At 60.4% G+C, this 18,075-nt stretch carries 14 protein-coding genes and 1 pseudogene; 8 read left to right on the forward strand and 7 right to left on the reverse strand.

The genetic code is table 11. From position 1 onward, the window contains the following. Nucleotides 1-83: 83 nt before the first annotated feature. Together HU770_RS19890 and HU770_RS19895 are read right to left on the reverse strand one after the other, a co-directional pair. Complete coding sequence (locus tag HU770_RS19890; RefSeq protein WP_186665098.1) at nt 84-1,049, reverse strand: LysR family transcriptional regulator; 966 nt, start codon at nt 1,047-1,049, stop codon at nt 84-86. A gap of 34 nt (nt 1,050-1,083) precedes the next feature. Next, a complete protein-coding gene (locus HU770_RS19895; protein WP_186665100.1) occupies nt 1,084-2,031 on the reverse strand; it encodes a LysR family transcriptional regulator in 948 nt (315 codons plus the stop codon). Nucleotides 2,032-2,132: 101 nt separating this feature from the next. Here HU770_RS19895 and HU770_RS19900 point away from each other — a divergent pair, with 101 nt between their 5' ends. Together HU770_RS19900 and HU770_RS19905 are read left to right on the forward strand one after the other, a co-directional pair. After that, nucleotides 2,133-3,446, forward strand: a complete 1,314-nt coding sequence (locus HU770_RS19900) for an L-fuconate dehydratase (RefSeq protein WP_186665102.1) — start codon at nt 2,133-2,135, stop codon at nt 3,444-3,446. A gap of 66 nt (nt 3,447-3,512) precedes the next feature. Next, the gene (locus tag HU770_RS19905; RefSeq protein ID WP_186665104.1) at nt 3,513-4,814 is read left to right on the forward strand and encodes an MFS transporter; all 1,302 of its coding nucleotides are present in this window, start codon (nt 3,513-3,515) and stop codon (nt 4,812-4,814) included. Nucleotides 4,815-4,875: 61 nt separating this feature from the next. On the opposite strand, the gene HU770_RS19910 is transcribed toward HU770_RS19905, so the two are convergent. From HU770_RS19910 to HU770_RS19920, 3 genes are all read right to left on the reverse strand, one after another. After that, nucleotides 4,876-6,231 (reverse strand): aminotransferase class I/II-fold pyridoxal phosphate-dependent enzyme, encoded by a 1,356-nt coding sequence (locus tag HU770_RS19910; RefSeq protein WP_186655864.1) that lies wholly within the window; start codon nt 6,229-6,231, stop codon nt 4,876-4,878. Further along, nucleotides 6,231-7,613, reverse strand: a complete 1,383-nt coding sequence (locus tag HU770_RS19915) for a hypothetical protein (RefSeq protein ID WP_186655866.1) — start codon at nt 7,611-7,613, stop codon at nt 6,231-6,233. The genes HU770_RS19910 and HU770_RS19915 overlap by 1 nt, the downstream gene beginning before the upstream one ends. Before the next feature lie 513 nt (nt 7,614-8,126). After that, nucleotides 8,127-9,152, reverse strand: a complete 1,026-nt coding sequence (locus HU770_RS19920; RefSeq protein ID WP_186655868.1) for a zinc-dependent alcohol dehydrogenase family protein — start codon at nt 9,150-9,152, stop codon at nt 8,127-8,129. A gap of 204 nt (nt 9,153-9,356) precedes the next feature. Here HU770_RS19920 and HU770_RS19925 point away from each other — a divergent pair, with 204 nt between their 5' ends. From HU770_RS19925 to HU770_RS19950, 5 genes are all read left to right on the forward strand, one after another. Continuing rightward, nucleotides 9,357-10,271: a LysR family transcriptional regulator gene (locus tag HU770_RS19925; RefSeq protein ID WP_238338591.1), complete on the forward strand. Its 915-nt coding sequence runs from the start codon at nt 9,357-9,359 to the stop codon at nt 10,269-10,271. A gap of 1,097 nt (nt 10,272-11,368) precedes the next feature. Next, a complete protein-coding gene (gene paoA / locus HU770_RS19935) occupies nt 11,369-12,037 on the forward strand; it encodes an aldehyde dehydrogenase iron-sulfur subunit PaoA (protein ID WP_186665106.1) in 669 nt (222 codons plus the stop codon). After that, nucleotides 12,034-12,984 carry a xanthine dehydrogenase family protein subunit M gene (locus HU770_RS19940; RefSeq protein ID WP_186665108.1) on the forward strand — a complete coding sequence of 317 codons (951 nt, stop codon included), beginning with the start codon at nt 12,034-12,036 and terminating at the stop codon, nt 12,982-12,984. The genes paoA and HU770_RS19940 overlap by 4 nt, the downstream gene beginning before the upstream one ends. Before the next feature lie 52 nt (nt 12,985-13,036). Further along, a complete protein-coding gene (gene paoC / locus HU770_RS19945) occupies nt 13,037-15,247 on the forward strand; it encodes an aldehyde oxidoreductase molybdenum-binding subunit PaoC (RefSeq protein WP_186665110.1) in 2,211 nt (736 codons plus the stop codon). 29 nt (nt 15,248-15,276) lie between these two features. Then, the gene (locus HU770_RS19950; protein WP_186665112.1) at nt 15,277-16,191 is read left to right on the forward strand and encodes a LysR family transcriptional regulator; all 915 of its coding nucleotides are present in this window, start codon (nt 15,277-15,279) and stop codon (nt 16,189-16,191) included. Between the two features lie 4 nt (nt 16,192-16,195). Here HU770_RS19950 and HU770_RS19955 read toward each other — a convergent pair whose 3' ends face one another. Further along, a complete protein-coding gene (locus HU770_RS19955) occupies nt 16,196-16,984 on the reverse strand; it encodes a carboxymuconolactone decarboxylase family protein (RefSeq protein ID WP_186665114.1) in 789 nt (262 codons plus the stop codon). After that, complete coding sequence (locus HU770_RS19960) at nt 16,981-17,454, reverse strand: cupin domain-containing protein (RefSeq protein WP_238347521.1); 474 nt, start codon at nt 17,452-17,454, stop codon at nt 16,981-16,983. Before HU770_RS19960 ends, HU770_RS19955 begins: the two co-directional genes overlap by 4 nt. A 283-nt stretch (nt 17,455-17,737) precedes the next feature. Here HU770_RS19960 and HU770_RS19965 point away from each other — a divergent pair. Further along, nucleotides 17,738-18,075: pseudogene (locus HU770_RS19965) on the forward strand (hypothetical protein); the annotation flags it as partial.

Consider the following 18,075-nt stretch of genomic DNA (forward strand, 5'->3'; position numbering starts at 1 on the left):
AAGCCTTGCGCAACATTCCCAATGAGATGATCCGATCACGCGATAACTCTGGGTTATCGATACCGCCTGTCAGCGGTGATTTATCAATCGCTTGGCGCCCCTGGCGCGTCACGCCGTTGCTGCGCGAAGTCGAGCAGAATGTCGACGAACTCCCGGGCCGACGGGGTCAGCGGCTCGTCCTTGCGGGTGACGATGCCGTATTCCAGTGCCGGCAAGTGCAAGGGGCTTTGCAACTCCTTGAACTGGCCGCTGTTCAGTTGCGCGGCGACCATCGACCTGGGCAGCATGGCGATCATCGGGCCGGACTGCAGCAACTGCAGGAACATCGGCATCGAAATGGTCTCGACGCTGTCCGCCGGCGTGGCAATGCCGGCAACCCTGAACGCCTGCTCCAGGCGGTTGCGGATCGGCGTACCCACGGGGTACAGCACCCATGGCCAGTCACCCAGGGCCTCCAACGGGGTGCTGGCAAGGGCATTGAGCGGGTGGCGGCTGTTGACCACCAGGCTGAAGGGCTCGGGCTCCAGGGGCTGATAATCGAACAACTGGCTGAAGCGCTCTTCGGTGAAGCGGCCGATAATGATATCGAGCTTGTTCTGCTCCAGCATGGCCAGCAGATGGTCACTGGAGTGCTCCACCACCTCGATCGACAGCAACGGGCTGCGCGCCTTGATGGCGGCAATCGCCTGGGGCAGCACCACGGGGGTAGCCGCGAAAATACCGCCAACCCGGATAAACCCATGCCCGCCTTTGCGCAGCCGGTTGACCTGGTCGACGAACTGCTGCGAGTCGGCCAGCACCCCCTGGGCGTAGCGCACCACGTACTCGCCAAGCTCGGTAGGCGGCATGCTGCGTGGCAGGCGCTCGAACAAAGCAAAGCCGAACTGCTCTTCCAGGTCCCGCAGCATCTTGCTCAGGGCAGGTTGGCTGAGGTTCATGCGGGTGGCGGTGGCGTGCATGTTACGAGTACGTGCCAGGGTGTCGATCAGCACCAGGTGCTTGAAGCGGACCCAGTTGCAGAAGCTGGAATGGGTAATGTCCGACGGCATCAGAGGGCAACCTCGAAAAGGTGTGAAGGCATGGCTATTGCGCCCGCAGGTACTGCAGCAAGCGGTCCAGGGCCACGGAATTGGGCCGCGAGCGCAGGGTCAGCAAGCCCAGGTTGGCCATGGTGATCGGCAGCTCCACCGGCAGGATGGCGACCATGCCGTAGCGCGCATAGTGCTGGGCCACATCGTTGGGCACCACGGCAATCATTTCGGAGGCTTCGAGCATGGCGGTGGTGGCCAGGATCGAGGCGGTTTCGACGATGTCCAGCGACTGCACCATGCCGCCCGCCTGCAAGGCGCTCTCGACCCGCCGGCGCATGGGGCTGCCGATGGGGTGCAGGATCCAGGTCAGGGCCACCAGGTCTGCCAGCTGCAATGCCTTGGCGTTGGCCAACGGGTGCCCGGCGCGGGCGATCACGCGCATCTGCTCACCCCCGTCGAACAGTTCGATGTTCAGGTCCTGGCTGTCGCTCTGGTCTGGCAGGCGCCCGACCACCATGTCGAAATCACCGCGCAACAGCGCCGGCAGCAAGGTGTCGCTGGTCCCGACTTCAAGGGAGATCCGCACCTTGGGGTGGTCGCGCTTGTAGGCCAGCACCGCCTTGGTCAGCAGGCCGGGCACCGGCCCCATGACACTGCCCACCCGGACCAGGCCCGAGGCACCGCGGGCCAGCTCGGCGATCTGTGCCTGGGCATGCTCGAACTCGTGCAGCGCGTTCTGCGCATAGCGAATCATCACCTCGCCATACAGCGTCGGCTGCATGCCGCGCGGCAGGCGCTCGAACAGGCGCACGCCCAGGCGTTCTTCCAGTTGCTGCAACAGCAGGCTGGCCGCCGGTTGCGTGGTGTGCATGGCCGCAGCGGCGCGGCGCAGGTTGCCAAATTCGCCCAGCGCGTTGAGCAAGGTGATCTGGCGGCTGGAAATCTTCAATGTGCCGAGCGATGGCGTCAGCGGCGGCGTGTCCGGGGGCATCTGAGACATATCAATTTCGATATCCCTACTTAGGAATTGGCGATTATGCCTGTATCGCTCGACAACCTACAGTCAGGTCTCCCACTGCCCGACCAGAACAAGAGTCCGCCATGAGCATACGCATTACCCACCTGAGCGTTCGTGACATCCGCTTCCCGACGTCGCTGTCGCTGGACGGCTCCGACGCCATGAACAGCGCCCCTGACTACTCGGCCGCCTACGTCGTGCTGCACACCGACGCCGCTGCCCTGGAAGGCCACGGCCTGACCTTCACCATCGGCCGTGGCAACGAGATCTGCGCGGCGGCGGTGCAGTCGCTGGCACCGATGATCGTTGGCCAGACCTTGGAAGACATCACTGCCGACATGGGCGCGTTCTGGCACCGCTTCACCGTCGGCGACAGCCAGCTGCGCTGGCTGGGCCCGGAAAAAGGCGTGATCCACCTGGCCACGGCGGCCATCATCAACGCCATTTGGGACCTGTGGGCCAAGCACGAAGGCAAACCGGTGTGGAAGCTGCTGGCCGACATGACCCCTGAGCAACTGGTACGTTGCCTGGACTTCAGCTACGTGACCGACGTGCTGACCCCCGAAGAGGCCATCGCCCTGCTCCGCCGCCAGGCGCCAGGCAAGGCCCAGCGCGAAGCGCAAATGCTGCGCGAAGGCTACCCCGGCTACACCACCGCACCCGGCTGGCTCGGCTACAGCGAAGAGAAGATGCGCCAACTGGCACGTGAGGCGGTGGCAGACGGCTGGACCCACATCAAGCAAAAAATCGGCGCTGACCTTGAAGAAGACATCCGCCGCGCCAGCATCCTGCGCGACGAAATTGGCTGGGAACGCACCCTGATGATGGACGCCAACCAGGTCTGGAGCGTCGATGAGTCGGTGGCCAACATGCGCCGTCTGGCGGCGTTCGAGCCACTGTGGATCGAAGAACCCACCAGCCCGGATGACATCCTCGGCCACGCCGCCATCCGCGAGCGCATCGCACCCATTGGCGTGGCCACCGGTGAGCACTGCCACAACCGGGTGATGTTCAAGCAGATGTTCCAGGCCGGCGCGCTGGACTTCTGCCAGCTGGACGCAGCCCGCCTGGGTGGCCTCAACGAGGTGCTGATCGTGCTGCTGATGGCCGCCAAGTACGATGTGCCGGTCTGCCCGCATGGCGGCGGGGTCGGGCTGTGCGAATATGTGCAGAACATTGCCTTGTTCGACTACATCGCCGTGTCGGCCTCGCTGCACAATCGGGTGCTGGAATACGTCGATCACCTGCACGAACACTTCCTCGACCCGGTGGTGATCCGCCGCGGTCGCTACATGCCACCGCAGCGCCCGGGCTACAGCATCGAAATGCACGCTGACACCCTGGAGCGCTACCAGTACCCCAATGGCGCGGTGTGGCTCGACATCAACCGTTCCTGACCTACCCACCTCGGTGTGCCGCCATTGGCGCGGCACACCACCAGCACTTTTCACGGGGAAAAAACAATGACAATCCTCACTGGCACGACAGCGGCCGCCGCGCCTGCCGTCGCTACCGAACAGCGCCTTAACAGCCTGTTGCTGCGCAAATTGATGCCGCTGCTTATCGTCGTCTACGTGATGAGCTTTCTCGACCGCACCAACATCGCCCTGGCCAAGGCCAGCATGGGCATCGACCTGGGCCTGTCGGCGGCGGCCTATGGGCTGGGCGCGGGCTTGTTCTTCCTGACCTATGCCTTGGCCGAAGTGCCGAGCAACCTGATCATGCACCGGGTCGGCGCGCGCTTCTGGATCACCCGCATCATGATCACCTGGGGCCTGCTCTCGGCGGGCATGGCGTTCGTCCAGGGCGAAACCTCGTTCTACATCATGCGCCTGCTGCTGGGGGTGGCCGAAGCCGGCCTGTTCCCTGGCGTCATGCTGTACCTGACGTACTGGTTTGACCGCGAACAGCGTGCCCGTGCCACCGGCTACTTCCTGCTGGGGGTATGCGTGGCCAACATCCTCAGCGGGCCGCTGGGCGGCGCCCTGCTGGAAATGGACGGCGTGCTGGGCTGGCACGGCTGGCAATGGCTGTTCGTGCTCGAAGGCCTGCCTGCGGTGGCCCTGGCCTACGTGGTGTGGAAAAAACTGCCCGATGGCCCGGCATCGGCGCCCTGGCTGTCAGCCGCCGATGCCCAGGACATCGAGCGCCGCCTGAACGCCGAACGGGCTGCGGCGCCGCAACAAAGCAAGCTGGGGCAGATGTTTCGCGACAAGCAGATCTGGTTGGCGATCGCGGTGTACTTCGTGCACCAGATCACCATCTACACGGTGATCTTCTTCTTGCCTGGCATCATCGGCACCTATGCCGCGCTGTCGCCCTTCCAGGTCGGGTTGCTGACCTCGGTGCCGTGGATTGCCGCCGCCATTGGCGCTGCGACATTGCCCCGCCTGGCGACTTCGCCCAATCGTTGCCGCACCTTGCTGTTCTTCGGGTTGCTGACCATGTCGGCCGGGCTGCTGCTCGCCTCGCTGTCCAGTTCGTTCATCGGCCTGATCGGGTTTTCGCTGACCGCGCTGATGCTGTTCGTGGTGCAGTCGATCATCTTCGTCTTCCCCTCCAGCCGCTTGAGCGGCAACGCGCTGGCGGCGGGCCTGGCCTTCGTCACCACGTGCGGCCTGCTTGGCGGCTTCGTCGGGCCGTCGGTGATGGGCCTGATCGAGCAGGCAACCGGCAGCACCCGCAACGGCTTGTGGATCATCGCCTCGATGCTGGTACTGGCGGCATTGATCAGCACCCGCTTGCGCCAGGGGCAGGAACAGTAGGCAGACGGGCACCCGCAACAGGGGCCGCAAAGTGGCCCCTGTTACCATTCACCCTCGACTGCTACCCCACTGGCCGGCCGCAACGCAGCTCCAGCGCCTGCGCCAGCTTCTCCAGAGCCTGTTGCAGCGCATCGAGCCCTTCCCCCACCCACCGCAGCGCCAGGTATTGCTGATGACGCACCTGCAGGCTGTGTTGCCCGCCCGGGACCACACGCAAGGCGGTGCCTGACAGCGCCGCCACGATGCCATCCAACGGCACTGGCCGGCGTAACCGCAGCCACAGGGTCCAGCCACCCTCGGGCATCTGGAAGGAGACCTGCTCACCCAGTTGCAACCTGAGTTGTTGGCCTAGGCACTCCATGCGCCATTGCAGTTCTGCGCGCAGCTTTTCTGACTGGCGTTCGATTTCGCCTTTGCCAAGCATCAGCGCCAGCGCCTGCAGCCGCAAGGGCGCAAGCTGAAACGCACGCTGGGCGAAGGCCTCGGTCAGCGTTGCATGCCGCCCCAGCACATAGGCGTAGGGCGCTTCGCCGCCCACCGCAGCTTCGAACGAGCCCATCATCAACAGCCAGCGCGGGTCGACCCAATCGCGCAAGCGCGCAGCCGGCGGCCCGCTGAAGCACAACTCGCTGTCCAGGTCATTCTCCAGCAACCACACCGGGTACTCGCCCAGCAGTTGGCCTATCTGCTGCTGGTCGTGCTGCGACATCAGCCGGCCCTGGGGCATGCTCAGGCAGGACGGCATGATCAGCATGCCCACCGGCTCCGCGCTGAGCAAACCCGCCAACGCCTGCAGGTCTGCAGCGCCGTATGCGTTCAGTGGCACCTCAAGCACGCGCATGCCGCAACGCTGCAACGCGCGCAGCACTTGCCAGCAGCACGGCGAGCACACCAGCACGGTGCCCCCGCGCAGGGCCAGCGCCGCCAGCACAACCTCAAGCAACGCCTGTACGTCGGGGGCAAGATGCACCTCTTCGGCACGCCAGTAATGGCTGGATGAGCGGGTATAGCGTTCGGCCAGCGCATTACGCAGCCGCGCGCTGCCGACCTCCTCCAGCGGGGCAGCCGCCCAAGCCCGCTGGCGTGCCAGGCGCCGCTCGTGGGTAAACAATGAACGTTCCAGCATGGGCTGCGTCGGTACGTTGCTTAGCCCGCTCGGTGCTGGCAACGGCGGGCCATCCGGCTGCACATCCACGCGCACGAAGTAGCCCGACCTCGGCACGCAATGCACACGGCCCTCCTCTTCAAGCAGGCTGTAGGCGCTCTGCACAGTGGCCAGCGATACGCGCAAGCGCCGGGACAGCGTGCGCAACGAGGGCAGGCGCCATGGCTCAAGCCCCTGGGCCTCGTCGATCAGCGATTCGAGGTAGTGATACACCTTGCGATAGGCGTAGTCGCCCGGCAGCGATCGACCCATCAGGGCAAGCCCTCTAGGCCAGGTCGTCCCGCTACGAACGGCGCCGGCAACAATTTCAGGTGCACATCACGCCGGGCCAGGTTCGCCATCAAGCGCCTGGACGCGGGTTGCAGACGCCCCTCATAAATCGCCCGCAGTTGCACAAGTGCCAAGCCACTGGTATTCACCAGCCAGTCCTTCACCGCATCGGGGCACGGTTTACCTTGCAAGGCCCGATGCAGGTAGGGCAACGCCACCTGCATGTCGGGATGACGGCATTGCAGAAAACGTTCAAGGCCCTTGCCCTGCCTGGCAAAGGGGCTGAACAACAGGCATACCAGCTGGGTCTGGCTGATGCCGTAGGCTTTGCCCGGATGCCCCGAAGCTGGCTCGCGCTGCCCATCGAAAGCGCAAGGGCCGGCCAGCCGCAACGCCTGTCGATGGCCCATTGGCTCGCTGCAACGGGCGCGCAGTTCGTGCAGCTGTGCCAGGGCCTTAGGGTCGATGAAGGCCGCCAGCGGCCAGGCGTCCTGGTCAGGGTCAAGGCGGCAGCCGAGCATGAGGTCGAGCTGCTCTTGTTCAAGCAGATGCGGCAGCAAGTCATCGATAGCGATCACCCGCAACGTGGCATCCTCCGCGACTACGCGGCAGGGGTCGCCTACAGGCTCCAGGGGTGACCCGGCAACCCCCTGCAACCTGCCCAGCCCGCTGGCCAATGTCGCCAGGCACTGATGCAGCAGATGGGGCCCGCGCTCCCCTGCCTGGCACAGGCTACGCCGGGCCCAGGCCAGGTAACGGCGTCGCTGCCGGGCAGGTACTGCGGTAATCAGCACATCCGCACGCGACTGCGCCTGCAGCGCGACACCCACGGCACCCGCCAGCTCCAGATGCAGCCGGCTGCCCAGCAGGGCTTCGGGCCGGGCATCGACCCCGTGCCCGAACATCAGCATGGCATTGCGTGCCAGGGCCCAGCGCTCGGTCGACGCCGAGGGCCGACGATTGAACGGCACCACCTCGCAGCCTTCGGTCATCTGCAGTTGTACCCGCGGGTCATCCTGCATGAACAAGGCGTTGAAGCTGCGTTCATGGTTGTCCAGCGCGGCATTGCCGGCAGTCGGCAGGTTGACCACCAGTACCCGCAACTGGAAGGTCACCGGGGCGCGCAAGGCAATACTCAACTGGGCTGCGCGCAGAATGGCCAACAGGTGGGCACTTCGGCGGTCATTGCCCTGCAGTACCAGCAAACGGAATGTGCCGATGTATTCGGGGCCACCGGCAGCCACCAGCAGCCGCTGTATCAGCAACTGCACAGACGCGCGCTGCGCCTGGGACATATGGCTCAACAAGCGTTCCAACACTTGCTGGTAGATATAGTGCATCGCCTGTTCGTGGATAGCGCTCACGTAATCACCTCATCAACTTCATGCATTCATTACAGGGTCAACTGCACACCGTGTAGTGCATCGATCCTGAAGAATTTCCCTACAAGTCTTGGGAAGTAACGATGTGACATGCTCTGTCGCCAAGCCATCGAAAAAAATGCCCCACACTGATGACAGGCTGCCGCCATACACTGCCCTGGCTCGGGCATAGCCATGCTCATTCCACGCTCCTTGCGCAAACTATCACTAGGCCATTATCGAGAGTTGCACATCGAATAGAAGATACAGATGAGGGTAAAAAAACCATTCAGCCAGTGCGCCAACACACAATGAATGGAACACTGCAAGCGTTCAACTTCAAATCTCTTCCAGGATATTACCGCAATAAACGGTAACCCCTTGAAGTATGTAGTCCACGTATTATTAATTTGTAGGATGCATCTGATTATCTACAAGTATCACGCTGAAAATGTGCAGCCGCAAAACACAAAAACCCGGGACTGTGCCCGGGTTCCTGTTGTCGTCAATGTCAGATCACGCAGGCTGCGCCATATCCAGCACCACCCGCCCCCCGCAAGGGCATTCATCCATATACCGATGTGCCTCGACCACCTGATCGAACGGATACACCTTGATGATCTGCGGCGTCAGCAGTTGGTCGGCGGTGAACTGGTTGATATCGCGCAAGGCACGCTGCAGCGCAACCTGGTCCTGGCTGATGCCCAGTTCCGGTTTGCCGGTAAAGTTACCGATGCAGTGCACATAGAACTGGATGTTCTTCTGGAACGCCGCACAAGCCGGGAATGGCGTCTGGTTGCCACCTTGCAGGCCATACAACACCAGGCTGCCTCGGGGTGCCAGGACATCGCCGAGCAGCGACATCTGCGGCCCACCCATGCCATCGAGGACCATGTCCACGCCGCGACCGTCGGTGTACTTACCGATCTGTAGCAGCAGGTCCTGCTCCTCGGTGACGATCACTTTGTCCGCCCCCAGCCCCAGCAAGTACTCGCGTTGCTCGGGCGCCTTGGTGGCGGCAAACACTTTCAGCCCCAGGGCCTTGCCCAGTTGCACGAACGCAGGCCCTGCACAGTGGCTGGCATCGGTGACCAGCGCCGTTTGCCCGGCCTTGGCGCGGGCCAGGTCGACATAGGCAAAGTAGGCGATCAGCAGCGGCGTGTAGTGCACGCTGGCTTCGATCGGCGTGAGGATATCCGGATACCGGGTGATTGCCGTGCGTGGCAGCACGATCACGTCGCCGTATACCGGGTGATCATTGGCGCTGGTGGCCGGGAAGCTGGCGACCCGGTCGCCCACCGCAATGTCCTCGACCCCTTCGCCTACAGCTGTCACCACCCCGGCCATTTCATGACCGATCCCCGCCGGCAGGCGGGCCTGGGAGGGGGCCAGGTTCTGACGCCAGAGCACGTCATACCAGCTGACGCCGATTGCCTCGACGCGGATCTGCACCTCGTCGGCGGCGGGCGACGGTTCGGCCTGCTCCTCGCAACGGAGCACATCGGCAGCGCCGAACTTGTGGAATCGGATCATGCGGGACATCGCATACCTCGCCTTGTGAACCTCTAATACCACGGACTTTATCCGGGCTTTGGCCGTTAGACCATCAGTGGTCATTAATAGTCGACATGCTTGTCATCGATTGGGCACCTGACATTCCTATGAATTGGCACCCGGAAATCGGTGCAGGGTAACAGCCTTTGGCCTTAAGATTCACCCCTGCCCCACTTTAGGCGAAGCGCACCGATGAATCGAAACGACCTGCGTCGTGTAGACCTCAACCTGCTGATCGTGTTCGAAACGCTGATGCACGAGCGCAGCGTGACCCGTGCTGCCGAGAAGCTATTCCTCGGCCAGCCGGCCATCAGCGCGGCCCTGTCGCGTCTGCGCAACCTGTTCGACGACCCGTTGTTCGTGCGCACTGGCCGCAGCATGGAGCCTTCGGCACGGGCGCATGAGATCTTTGCCCTGCTCTCTCCGGCGCTGGACTCCATCTCCACCGCCGTCAGCCGCGCCGCCGAGTTCAACCCGGCCACCAGCAATGCGGTGTTCCGCATCGGCCTGTCGGACGACGCCGAATTCGCCCTGCTGCCGCAACTGCTCAAGCGTATCCGCGCCGAAGCGCCGGGTATCGTGTTGGTGGTGCGCCGGGTCAATTACCTGCTGATGCCTACCTTGCTGGCCTCGGGCGAAATCTCGGTGGGGGTCAGCTACACCAGCGAGCTGCCCGCCAACGCCAAGCGCAAGGTGCTGCGCCGCAGCAAGCCGAAACTGCTGCGTGCCGACAGCGTGCCGGGCAGCATCACCCTGGATGACTTCTGCGCCCGGCCGCATGCGTTGGTGTCGTTCGCCGGCGACCTGTCCGGGTTCATCGATGAAGCGCTCGAAGAAATTGACCGCAAGCGCCACGTGGTGCTTGCGGTGCCGCAGTTCAACGGGCTGGGGAGTTTGCTGGCGGGGACCGATATCGTTGCCACGGTACCGGACTACACGGCGGATGCACTGACGGCTGCGGGGGGCTTGCGGGCGGAAGATCTGCCGATTGAAGTGCGCAGTTTCGAGCTGCACATGGCTTGGCGCGGGGCGCAGGATAACGACCCGGCTGAGCGATGGTTGCGGTCGCGGATACAGATGTTCTTTGGCGACCCTGAGAGTCTCTAGGCGTCGTCGGGCAGGCTGTTTAGCTGATCATTTCTGCCTTTCCAGAAACCATGGAGCTCCATTCACTTCCAGTGGATTGCTCCATTGGGGGCACATCTGAGGGCATGCTTTAGATGGTTTGAAAAGGATGCCCCCAACCTAAGGTGTAACATTCCCCCGTGTCGAAAAAATCACAAGCCGCTGTTCCCAAACCGCCGTAAAGCGCTCTCCGATCCACTTCGATCAATGGCTGAATGTCCAACAAAGTCAAAACCCGGCGGATCAGTTCGAAATACTCCTTTGCGATTTCCAGAATGTTCCGAAGCCCGAGAACCCGGTCGATTTTTTCAATGGAATATGTATTGGCCGGACGATCTCTTCGACTGAAACTGCTTGAACGAAAATATCAATCGGCCCTATTTCTGAAGGGCGTACGCAGGGTTCGTGGACGTTCAACTCGATCTACCAAGCTATCGAAGCTGCGAGTGCAGGTTCAGGTCTGACGTATATACCGGAAGAGCTAGCACGGCCTTACATCGAGAACGGTAACCTGCAAGTCGTGCTCAATGACTGGGCGCCGAGCGTTCCTGGGCTTCATATCTTCTACGCAAACCACCGCCAATCTTCGCCCGCACTGTCGCTGATCGTTGAGGCACTGCGCTTGCGGCGTTGAACAAACGTGCCGGTGCCTTGCGTTCATGAGCGTAAAACTGATGTGCTCAGCGCCACTCTCTTACAGACCACACACTCATGAAGAATCGGTCATCGACCCCGCGAGTGCTGAGTTGAACTGGTTCGGTTTCGACTGAGACTCTGGACAGAATCATCGACTGGATTGTCTTCATGTACTTCTGAAAATGTGCAGACGCCATACGGCTTCGATATGCCGCCTCATCTACATAGATCCCGAAGAAGTGCAGCCAATTTGGGTGTTCTTTTTCCGCCACCGAGTAATAACCCGCAGATCCGGTTCCTGTCCACGCGGGGCCTTGGCCTGGATTACTGAGCGCTGCTCACGGATTCATTCTGAAAACGCCAGTTATCAGCTGCAACCTAGTGCCATAGGCTCCCACACTGAACACCGGCTTCAGCCACACCTACTGCGAATGGAGACGTTGATGAACACTAAAACCCCCACCGCAACGGGAGCTGGAATAGAACTCTCCCGACGACAAGTGCTGATAGGGACCGCAGGTACTGCAGTCACGGCCGTATTAACAAAGGTCGATGATGCCCAAGCGACTGCCAACACGAAATCAGCAGCGCAGAGCCCGCCTGGCAGTCATGTGACGTTTACCCTCAACGGGCGGCGAGTTGCCTTGGATGTCGACAACCGCAGCACGCTCCTGGACGTCCTTCGAGAAAGGCTGCATTTAACCGGCACCAAGAAGGGTTGTGACCACGGTCAGTGCGGTGCTTGTACGGTGATCGTAGAAGGTCGACGAATAAACGCATGCCTCACGCTTGCGGTCATGCATGAAGGTGACAGCATCACCACCATTGAAGGGCTCGGTACGCCGGACAACCTGCACCCTCTGCAAGCGGCATTCATCAAGCACGACGGCTACCAATGCGGTTACTGCACGCCTGGACAGATTTGCTCGGCAGTCGCGATGCTTGAAGAGATAAAGGCCGGCATACCCAGCCACGTCAGCAGCGATTTGATCGCCAGGAGCACCGTCACAGCCGCTGAGATTCGCGAGCGCATGAGTGGAAACATCTGCCGTTGCGGGGCGTACTCCAACATTGTCGATGCCATTCACGAGATAGCCGGAGGTGAGGCATGAAATCCTTTACTTACGAACGGGCCACCTCTTTGCAGCAAGCGGTTAACGCCGCAGCCAATAACCCGGGTGCCCGATTCATCGCCGGCGGCACCAATTTGCTCGACTTGATGAAACTGGAAATAGAAATCCCTCAGCACCTGATAGATGTAAACGGACTGGCGCTCGATGAAATCACCCCGACCGAGGACGGCGGGCTAAGGATCGGCGCAATGGTGCGTAACACTGACTTGGCTGCTGCGCCTCAGGTGCGTCGAGACTACGCCGTACTATCCAAGGCGCTGCTCGCGGGAGCGTCAGGGCAGTTGCGCAACAAAGCCACAACGGCAGGCAATCTATTGCAACGCACCCGGTGCGCCTACTTTTACGATACCAATCAGCCTTGCAATAAGCGGCGTCCGGGTGCCGGCTGCTCTGCAATCGGTGGCGCCAGTCGGCAACAAGCGATCGTCGGGGTCAGCGATGCCTGCATTGCCAGCCATCCCAGTGACATGGCTGTGGCGATGCGAGCATTGGGCGCAAGGGTAGAAACACTCAACTCGGACGGCCAAGTTAGAACGATTGATCTCGCCGACCTTTACAGCGCACCGGGGACCACCCCACATATCGAGAACATCCTGAACAACGGCGAACTGATTACTGCCGTGACGCTGCCTAAACCTTTAGGGGGCGAGCATATCTACTACAAGGTTCGTGACCGCGCCTCCTACGCGTTTGCGCTGGTGTCTGTCGCGGCGATCGTACTGCCAGACCGGACGGGGCAACTCGCCCTGGGAGGCGTGGCGTACAAGCCTTGGCGAAGTGAAGAGGCCGAAGCTTATCTGCCTGATGGCGCGAAGGCCGTAGCCACACATTTGCTGGCTGCCGCTAATCCCACCGCGCAGAACGCCTTCAAGATCAAACTGGCGGAACGGACAATTGGCCTTGCGCTTTCCACCGCATCTTCCTAAGCGACACCACCGGCATTGCACGGCTGCGGTCGATTGACCAGGAGTAAGCCTCATGAAGTTTGATACGCCTGCAAGCACCAATCCCATTGATCAAATGAAGGTGATTGGTCAACCCAAAGATCGAGTTGAAGGCAAACTGAAAACAACCGGCACGGCGACCTATGCTTACGAACAACAGGCCGCTGTCAGTCCCCCCGCCTACGGCTATGTCGTCGGTTCAGCAATCGGCAAAGGTCGAATTTCCTCAATTGATTCGAGCGAAGCACGCCAAGCCAGCGGCGTGATTACAATCGTCACCTATGAGAATGCGGGTCAACTGGACAGGGGCGAATTTTACGTTGACCGCGCACTTGCCGGCCCAAAGATCGATCACTATCACCAGGCCGTAGCCATTGTCGTCGCACAGACGTTTGAACAAGCCAGGGCTGCTTCGGCTCTGCTTCGGGTCTACTACGTAAGAGAGCCTGGGGCCTACGACCTCGCAGCACAGAGAGCGTCAGCCAAGACACCCGCGCCGGGTGCGTTCGGCCCTCCTCCGCACACCACGATCGGGGATTTCGAAGGCGCGTTCAAGCAGGCAGCCGTCACCCTCGACGGCCATTACACTACCCCGGATCATGCCCACGCGATGATGGAGCCTCACGCCACCATCGCTCAGTGGCAGGGAGAAAAACTGACGCTATGGACATCCATTCAGCAGATGAACTGGGGTGTCAGAGACCTGGCTAAAACGCTAGGCATCTCCAAAGACGACATTCACCTGATCTCGCCCTACATCGGCGGCGGCTTTGGTGGAAAAGGCACCATCCTGTGCGACGCCGTATTGGCGTCTCTTGCCGCTAGAGCGGCCGGGCGCCCGGTGAAAGTAGCACTCCCCCGCCCGCTCATGTTTAACAACCTGACCCATAGACCCGCGACGATTCAAAGAATCCGGCTCGGTGCAAATCCGGACGGCACCCTCACTGCCATCGGCCACGAGAGCTGGTCTGGCAATCTGCGCGGTGGTCGCACTGAAGCGGCCACCGCATCGACCCGAACGTTGTATGCGGGCGCAAACCGCATGACACGCTTGTATCTCGCCGAACTCGACCTTGCCGAAGGTAGCGCCATGCGCGCGCCCGGTGAAGCTCCAGGCATGATGGCACTGGAAATTGCCATGGACGAAATGGCTGAGAAACTGGGGATGGATCCTGTGAAGTTTCGCGTCATCAACGACACTCAGGTAGACCCGGAGCAGCCTGATCGCCGGTTCTCTCAGCGCCAGTTAGTCGAATGCCTGCATACGGGAGCCGATCATTTTGGCTGGGCTCGGCGTAGTACCCAACCGGCTAAAGAACTGCATGACGGTTGGTGGGTCGGGCTGGGGATGGCGTCGGCGATTCGAGGAGCACCCACGACAAAATCCGCTGCTCGCGTGCGACTTGATCGCAAAGGCATGGTCACCGTTGAAACCGACATGACTGATATTGGCACCGGCTCTTACACAATCATTGCTCAAACGGCTGCGGAAATGATGGGCGTGGACATGGACAAGGTAAACGTCTACCTGGGCGACTCAAGATTTCCGGAATCATCGGGTTCAGGCGGCCAATGGGGCGCAGCCTCATCCACGGCGGGCGTCTATGCTGCTTGTGTGAAACTTAGAGAAGCCGTCGCAACCAAGTTGGGCCTCGATCCGACAAAAACCGAATTTATCGATGGCCACGTCCGTGAAGGGTCGAAAAACCTGCCATTGGCACAAGCGACAAAAGACGGCGACTTGCAGGCCGAAGACGTCATGGAGTTTGGCGACTTGGCTAAGCAGTATGCCCAACAAACCTTTGGCGCTCACTTCGTAGAGGTTGGTGTAAACGCGGCCACCGGAGAAATTCGCATTCGCCGCCAGCTGGCAGTGTGCGCAGCAGGCAGAGTACTCAACCCTAAAACAGCACGCAGTCAGATTATCGGGGGAATGACCATGGGCGCAGGTGCAGCGCTGATGGAAGAAATGGTAGTGGATCATCGCTTGGGCTTTTTTGTTAATCACGATCTGGCGGGCTACGAAGTGCCGGTACATGCCGACATCCCCCACCAGGAGGTTATTTTCCTGGATGAAGTTGACGCCTATGCGACTCCGCTGAAGGCTAAGGGTGTCGGCGAACTCGGTATTTCAGGAGCGGCAGCGGCGATTGCCAACGCTGTTTATAACGCCACCGGCATTAGGGTTCGTGATTACCCCATTACGCTCGACAAGTTGATTGACCACTTGCCCGCTGTGGGCTGACCTTACCGCTTTTTGCTTCGGAGTCATCAATGCAACTGAGCCGCACGAACCTGGCAGATATTGTTTATTTCCTCGCCATCGCTCGGCATCAAAGCTTCAGAAAGGCGGGTCTGGACGTGGGCATCAGCGCGTCTGCACTGAGCCATGCCATGAAAGGGCTGGAGACACGGCTTGGTGTTCGACTGCTCAATCGCACCACCCGAAGCGTGACACTCACAGCAGCTGGTGAGGAGCTGCAAAGCCTCATCAGCACCCCGGTCAATGATATCGGACAGGCGCTAGAGACCCTGAACCGGCTACGCGATGAGCCAGCCGGGCGTATCCGCCTGAACGTGTTGAGCGATGGCGCAAAACTGCTGCTCGGCCCCGTTCTTCCGGTTTTCATTGATCGCTATCCGGACATCGAGGTTGACCTCACCGTGACTAACCGAATGGTCGATATTATCGGCGACGGCCACGATGCAGGGATTCGTTTCGGCGGGACGGTGCCCGAAGACATGATCGCTCAACGACTCTCTCCCGATGTGGCATGGGCCGTCGTTGGCGCGCCTGATTACCTTGAGCGATTCGGCACCCCGCTACATCCGGAAGAGCTGTACCAACATCGTTGTTTACGCGTGCGTCTGGGGAATGCACACATTTACCACTGGCAATTCTCGAAGGAGGATCAACAGATGGAGATAGACGCGCCGGGCGCCATCACTATCGATGAGACCCGCGTTGGTGTGGCGATGGCAATGCGCGGCGCCGGCTTGATGTATGTTCCTGCGAAGGTCGTCGAACGACAGATCGCGGAAGGCTCCCTGCGGCGAGTCCTTGAGGACTGGACTCACCATGACCCAGGCTTTCACATCTACTACTCAAGCTTCAGACAAGTTCCCGTAGGCATTCGCCTACTGATTGACCTCATCCGCGAACTCGAACCCATGGGGCCACTCCCCTAGCGACTCAGCTCGCCTGGCGCTTGGTGAACACATCGCTGAATACCGGCACGGCTGAGAAGGCGTTAGGCCATCCAGCATAGAACGCCAAATGTGAAAGCAATTCGGAGGCCTCGGTCTGCGTCAGGCCATTGTCCATCGCACGATTAAGGTGGTAACCGATCTGCGCAACCTGACCGTTTGCAACTAACGTCGTAACAGTAATCAGACTACGGTCTCTGGGCGCAAGACCCGGACGCAGCCAGAGATCGTTGAATAACGCACTGGTGGTGAATTTCACTAACCCTGGCGAAACCGGGCCAACAGATTTGTCGACAGCTGCAACGCGTGCGTCTTCGGCAGCCTGATCGATAGGCAATAGCACGGGCGACACCGGCGCCAGTTGGTCAGAGGCTATGCCGTGCTTGCTAAACACCTCTTTGGCAATCGGCGCTGCTCCAGCGGCGTTACCCCAACCCGAATAAAACGCGAGATGGTTGATAGTTTCGGACAACTCCAAAGGCGTCACCCCGTTCTTCAACGCCAGATCCAGGTATGCCGCCAGCTCAGTTGTCTGACCTCGCGCAATCAGCACGGCGACCGTTGCCAGGCTCCGGTCACGGGGAGACAACTCTGGGCGTTTCCAGACCTCACCGAGCAGTAATGTGTCAGCGTTGTGAGCCATTACCGGTGATGCGGCGTGTATATCGGCTGAATTTGACATGTGCGAAATTTCCTTAGTCCGCGCCCCCTCGGGGGTGGCGCATGCAGACAAGCACAGCGCTAAGCCTGCTGCTGCAAATGTTCGAATAATCATAATGAAGCGCCGTACTGGGCTTCGGTAACCGGCTCAAGCCACTCGACATTTTTGCCGTCAAGCGTCTCTTGAATGGCCATGTGAGTCACGCCGGTCGTGCTCGTTGCGCCATGCCAATGCTTGACGCCAGGCGGCGTCCATATCACGTCTCCAGGCTTGATGACCTGTTTATCAGCGCCCTCTTGTTGAACCCATCCGGTGCCCATAGTGACCACCAACATTTGTCCCAACGGGTGGGTATGCCACATCGATCGCGCACCCGGTTGAAAGGTCACATACCCTGCCGAGACTTTCGACGGTGCCCGTGGGGCGAAGAGAGGGTCAATTCGTGCATGCCCCACAAAATTAGTTGGCGGCCCGATTACGGATGCCTGCTCGCCATTTCTCACGATCGTCATGGATTGCTCGGAGGGGGCATCAGCAGCGCAGGCGTTAAATGCGACGGTGACCAACAGGGCGACTGCAGGCATGGCTGCTCTTGGGCGCATCGCTAGCTCCTTGCAGAATGAATAGAGTTGCGACCAACGTAGTTGATGTCTCTACGTTCAACTACCGGCCGTTTGGTTTATGCACCGATGAGCAACGCTCAACAATAGGCAGGTGTGCGCTCAGCCAAACACTGCCATTGGCAGGTTGCTGATTCATGAGCACAGCTCAATGGTACGTCCTGACTTGCATTGTTTTTCCCAGGTAGCCATTGCATTAGTCTGGACGCCCAGCCAAAGCACCTGAGTGGGAGCTCCGATTTTTTCCATGAATCAAATGGACGTTATTTCCCAAAAGCCCGAGCAACAAGAATCACAAGTGTCGGATATTCATCAGGATCATGGTCTGCGCGTCTTGCTGATTCTGAGCCTGTTGATGGCGTTCGCCTCCATCTCCACCGACCTGTACCTTCCAGCCATGCCGGAAATGGCACAGGCACTAAACGTAAGTGGGGGGGCTTTGCAATTCACTGTCACGGGCTACCTCATTGGATTGTGTCCGCTCCATGAAGCCCACATTCCAAGCGACTACCTGAAGCCCGATGCTGCGCTCCCGATTTCTTTCTGGAGCCAGTCCGCCATGATGCGTCCCGACAGCAAAGTCGA

The sequence above is a fragment of the Pseudomonas sp. SWRI68 genome (assembly GCF_014269165.1).
Taxonomy (GTDB): domain Bacteria; phylum Pseudomonadota; class Gammaproteobacteria; order Pseudomonadales; family Pseudomonadaceae; genus Aquipseudomonas; species Aquipseudomonas capeferrum.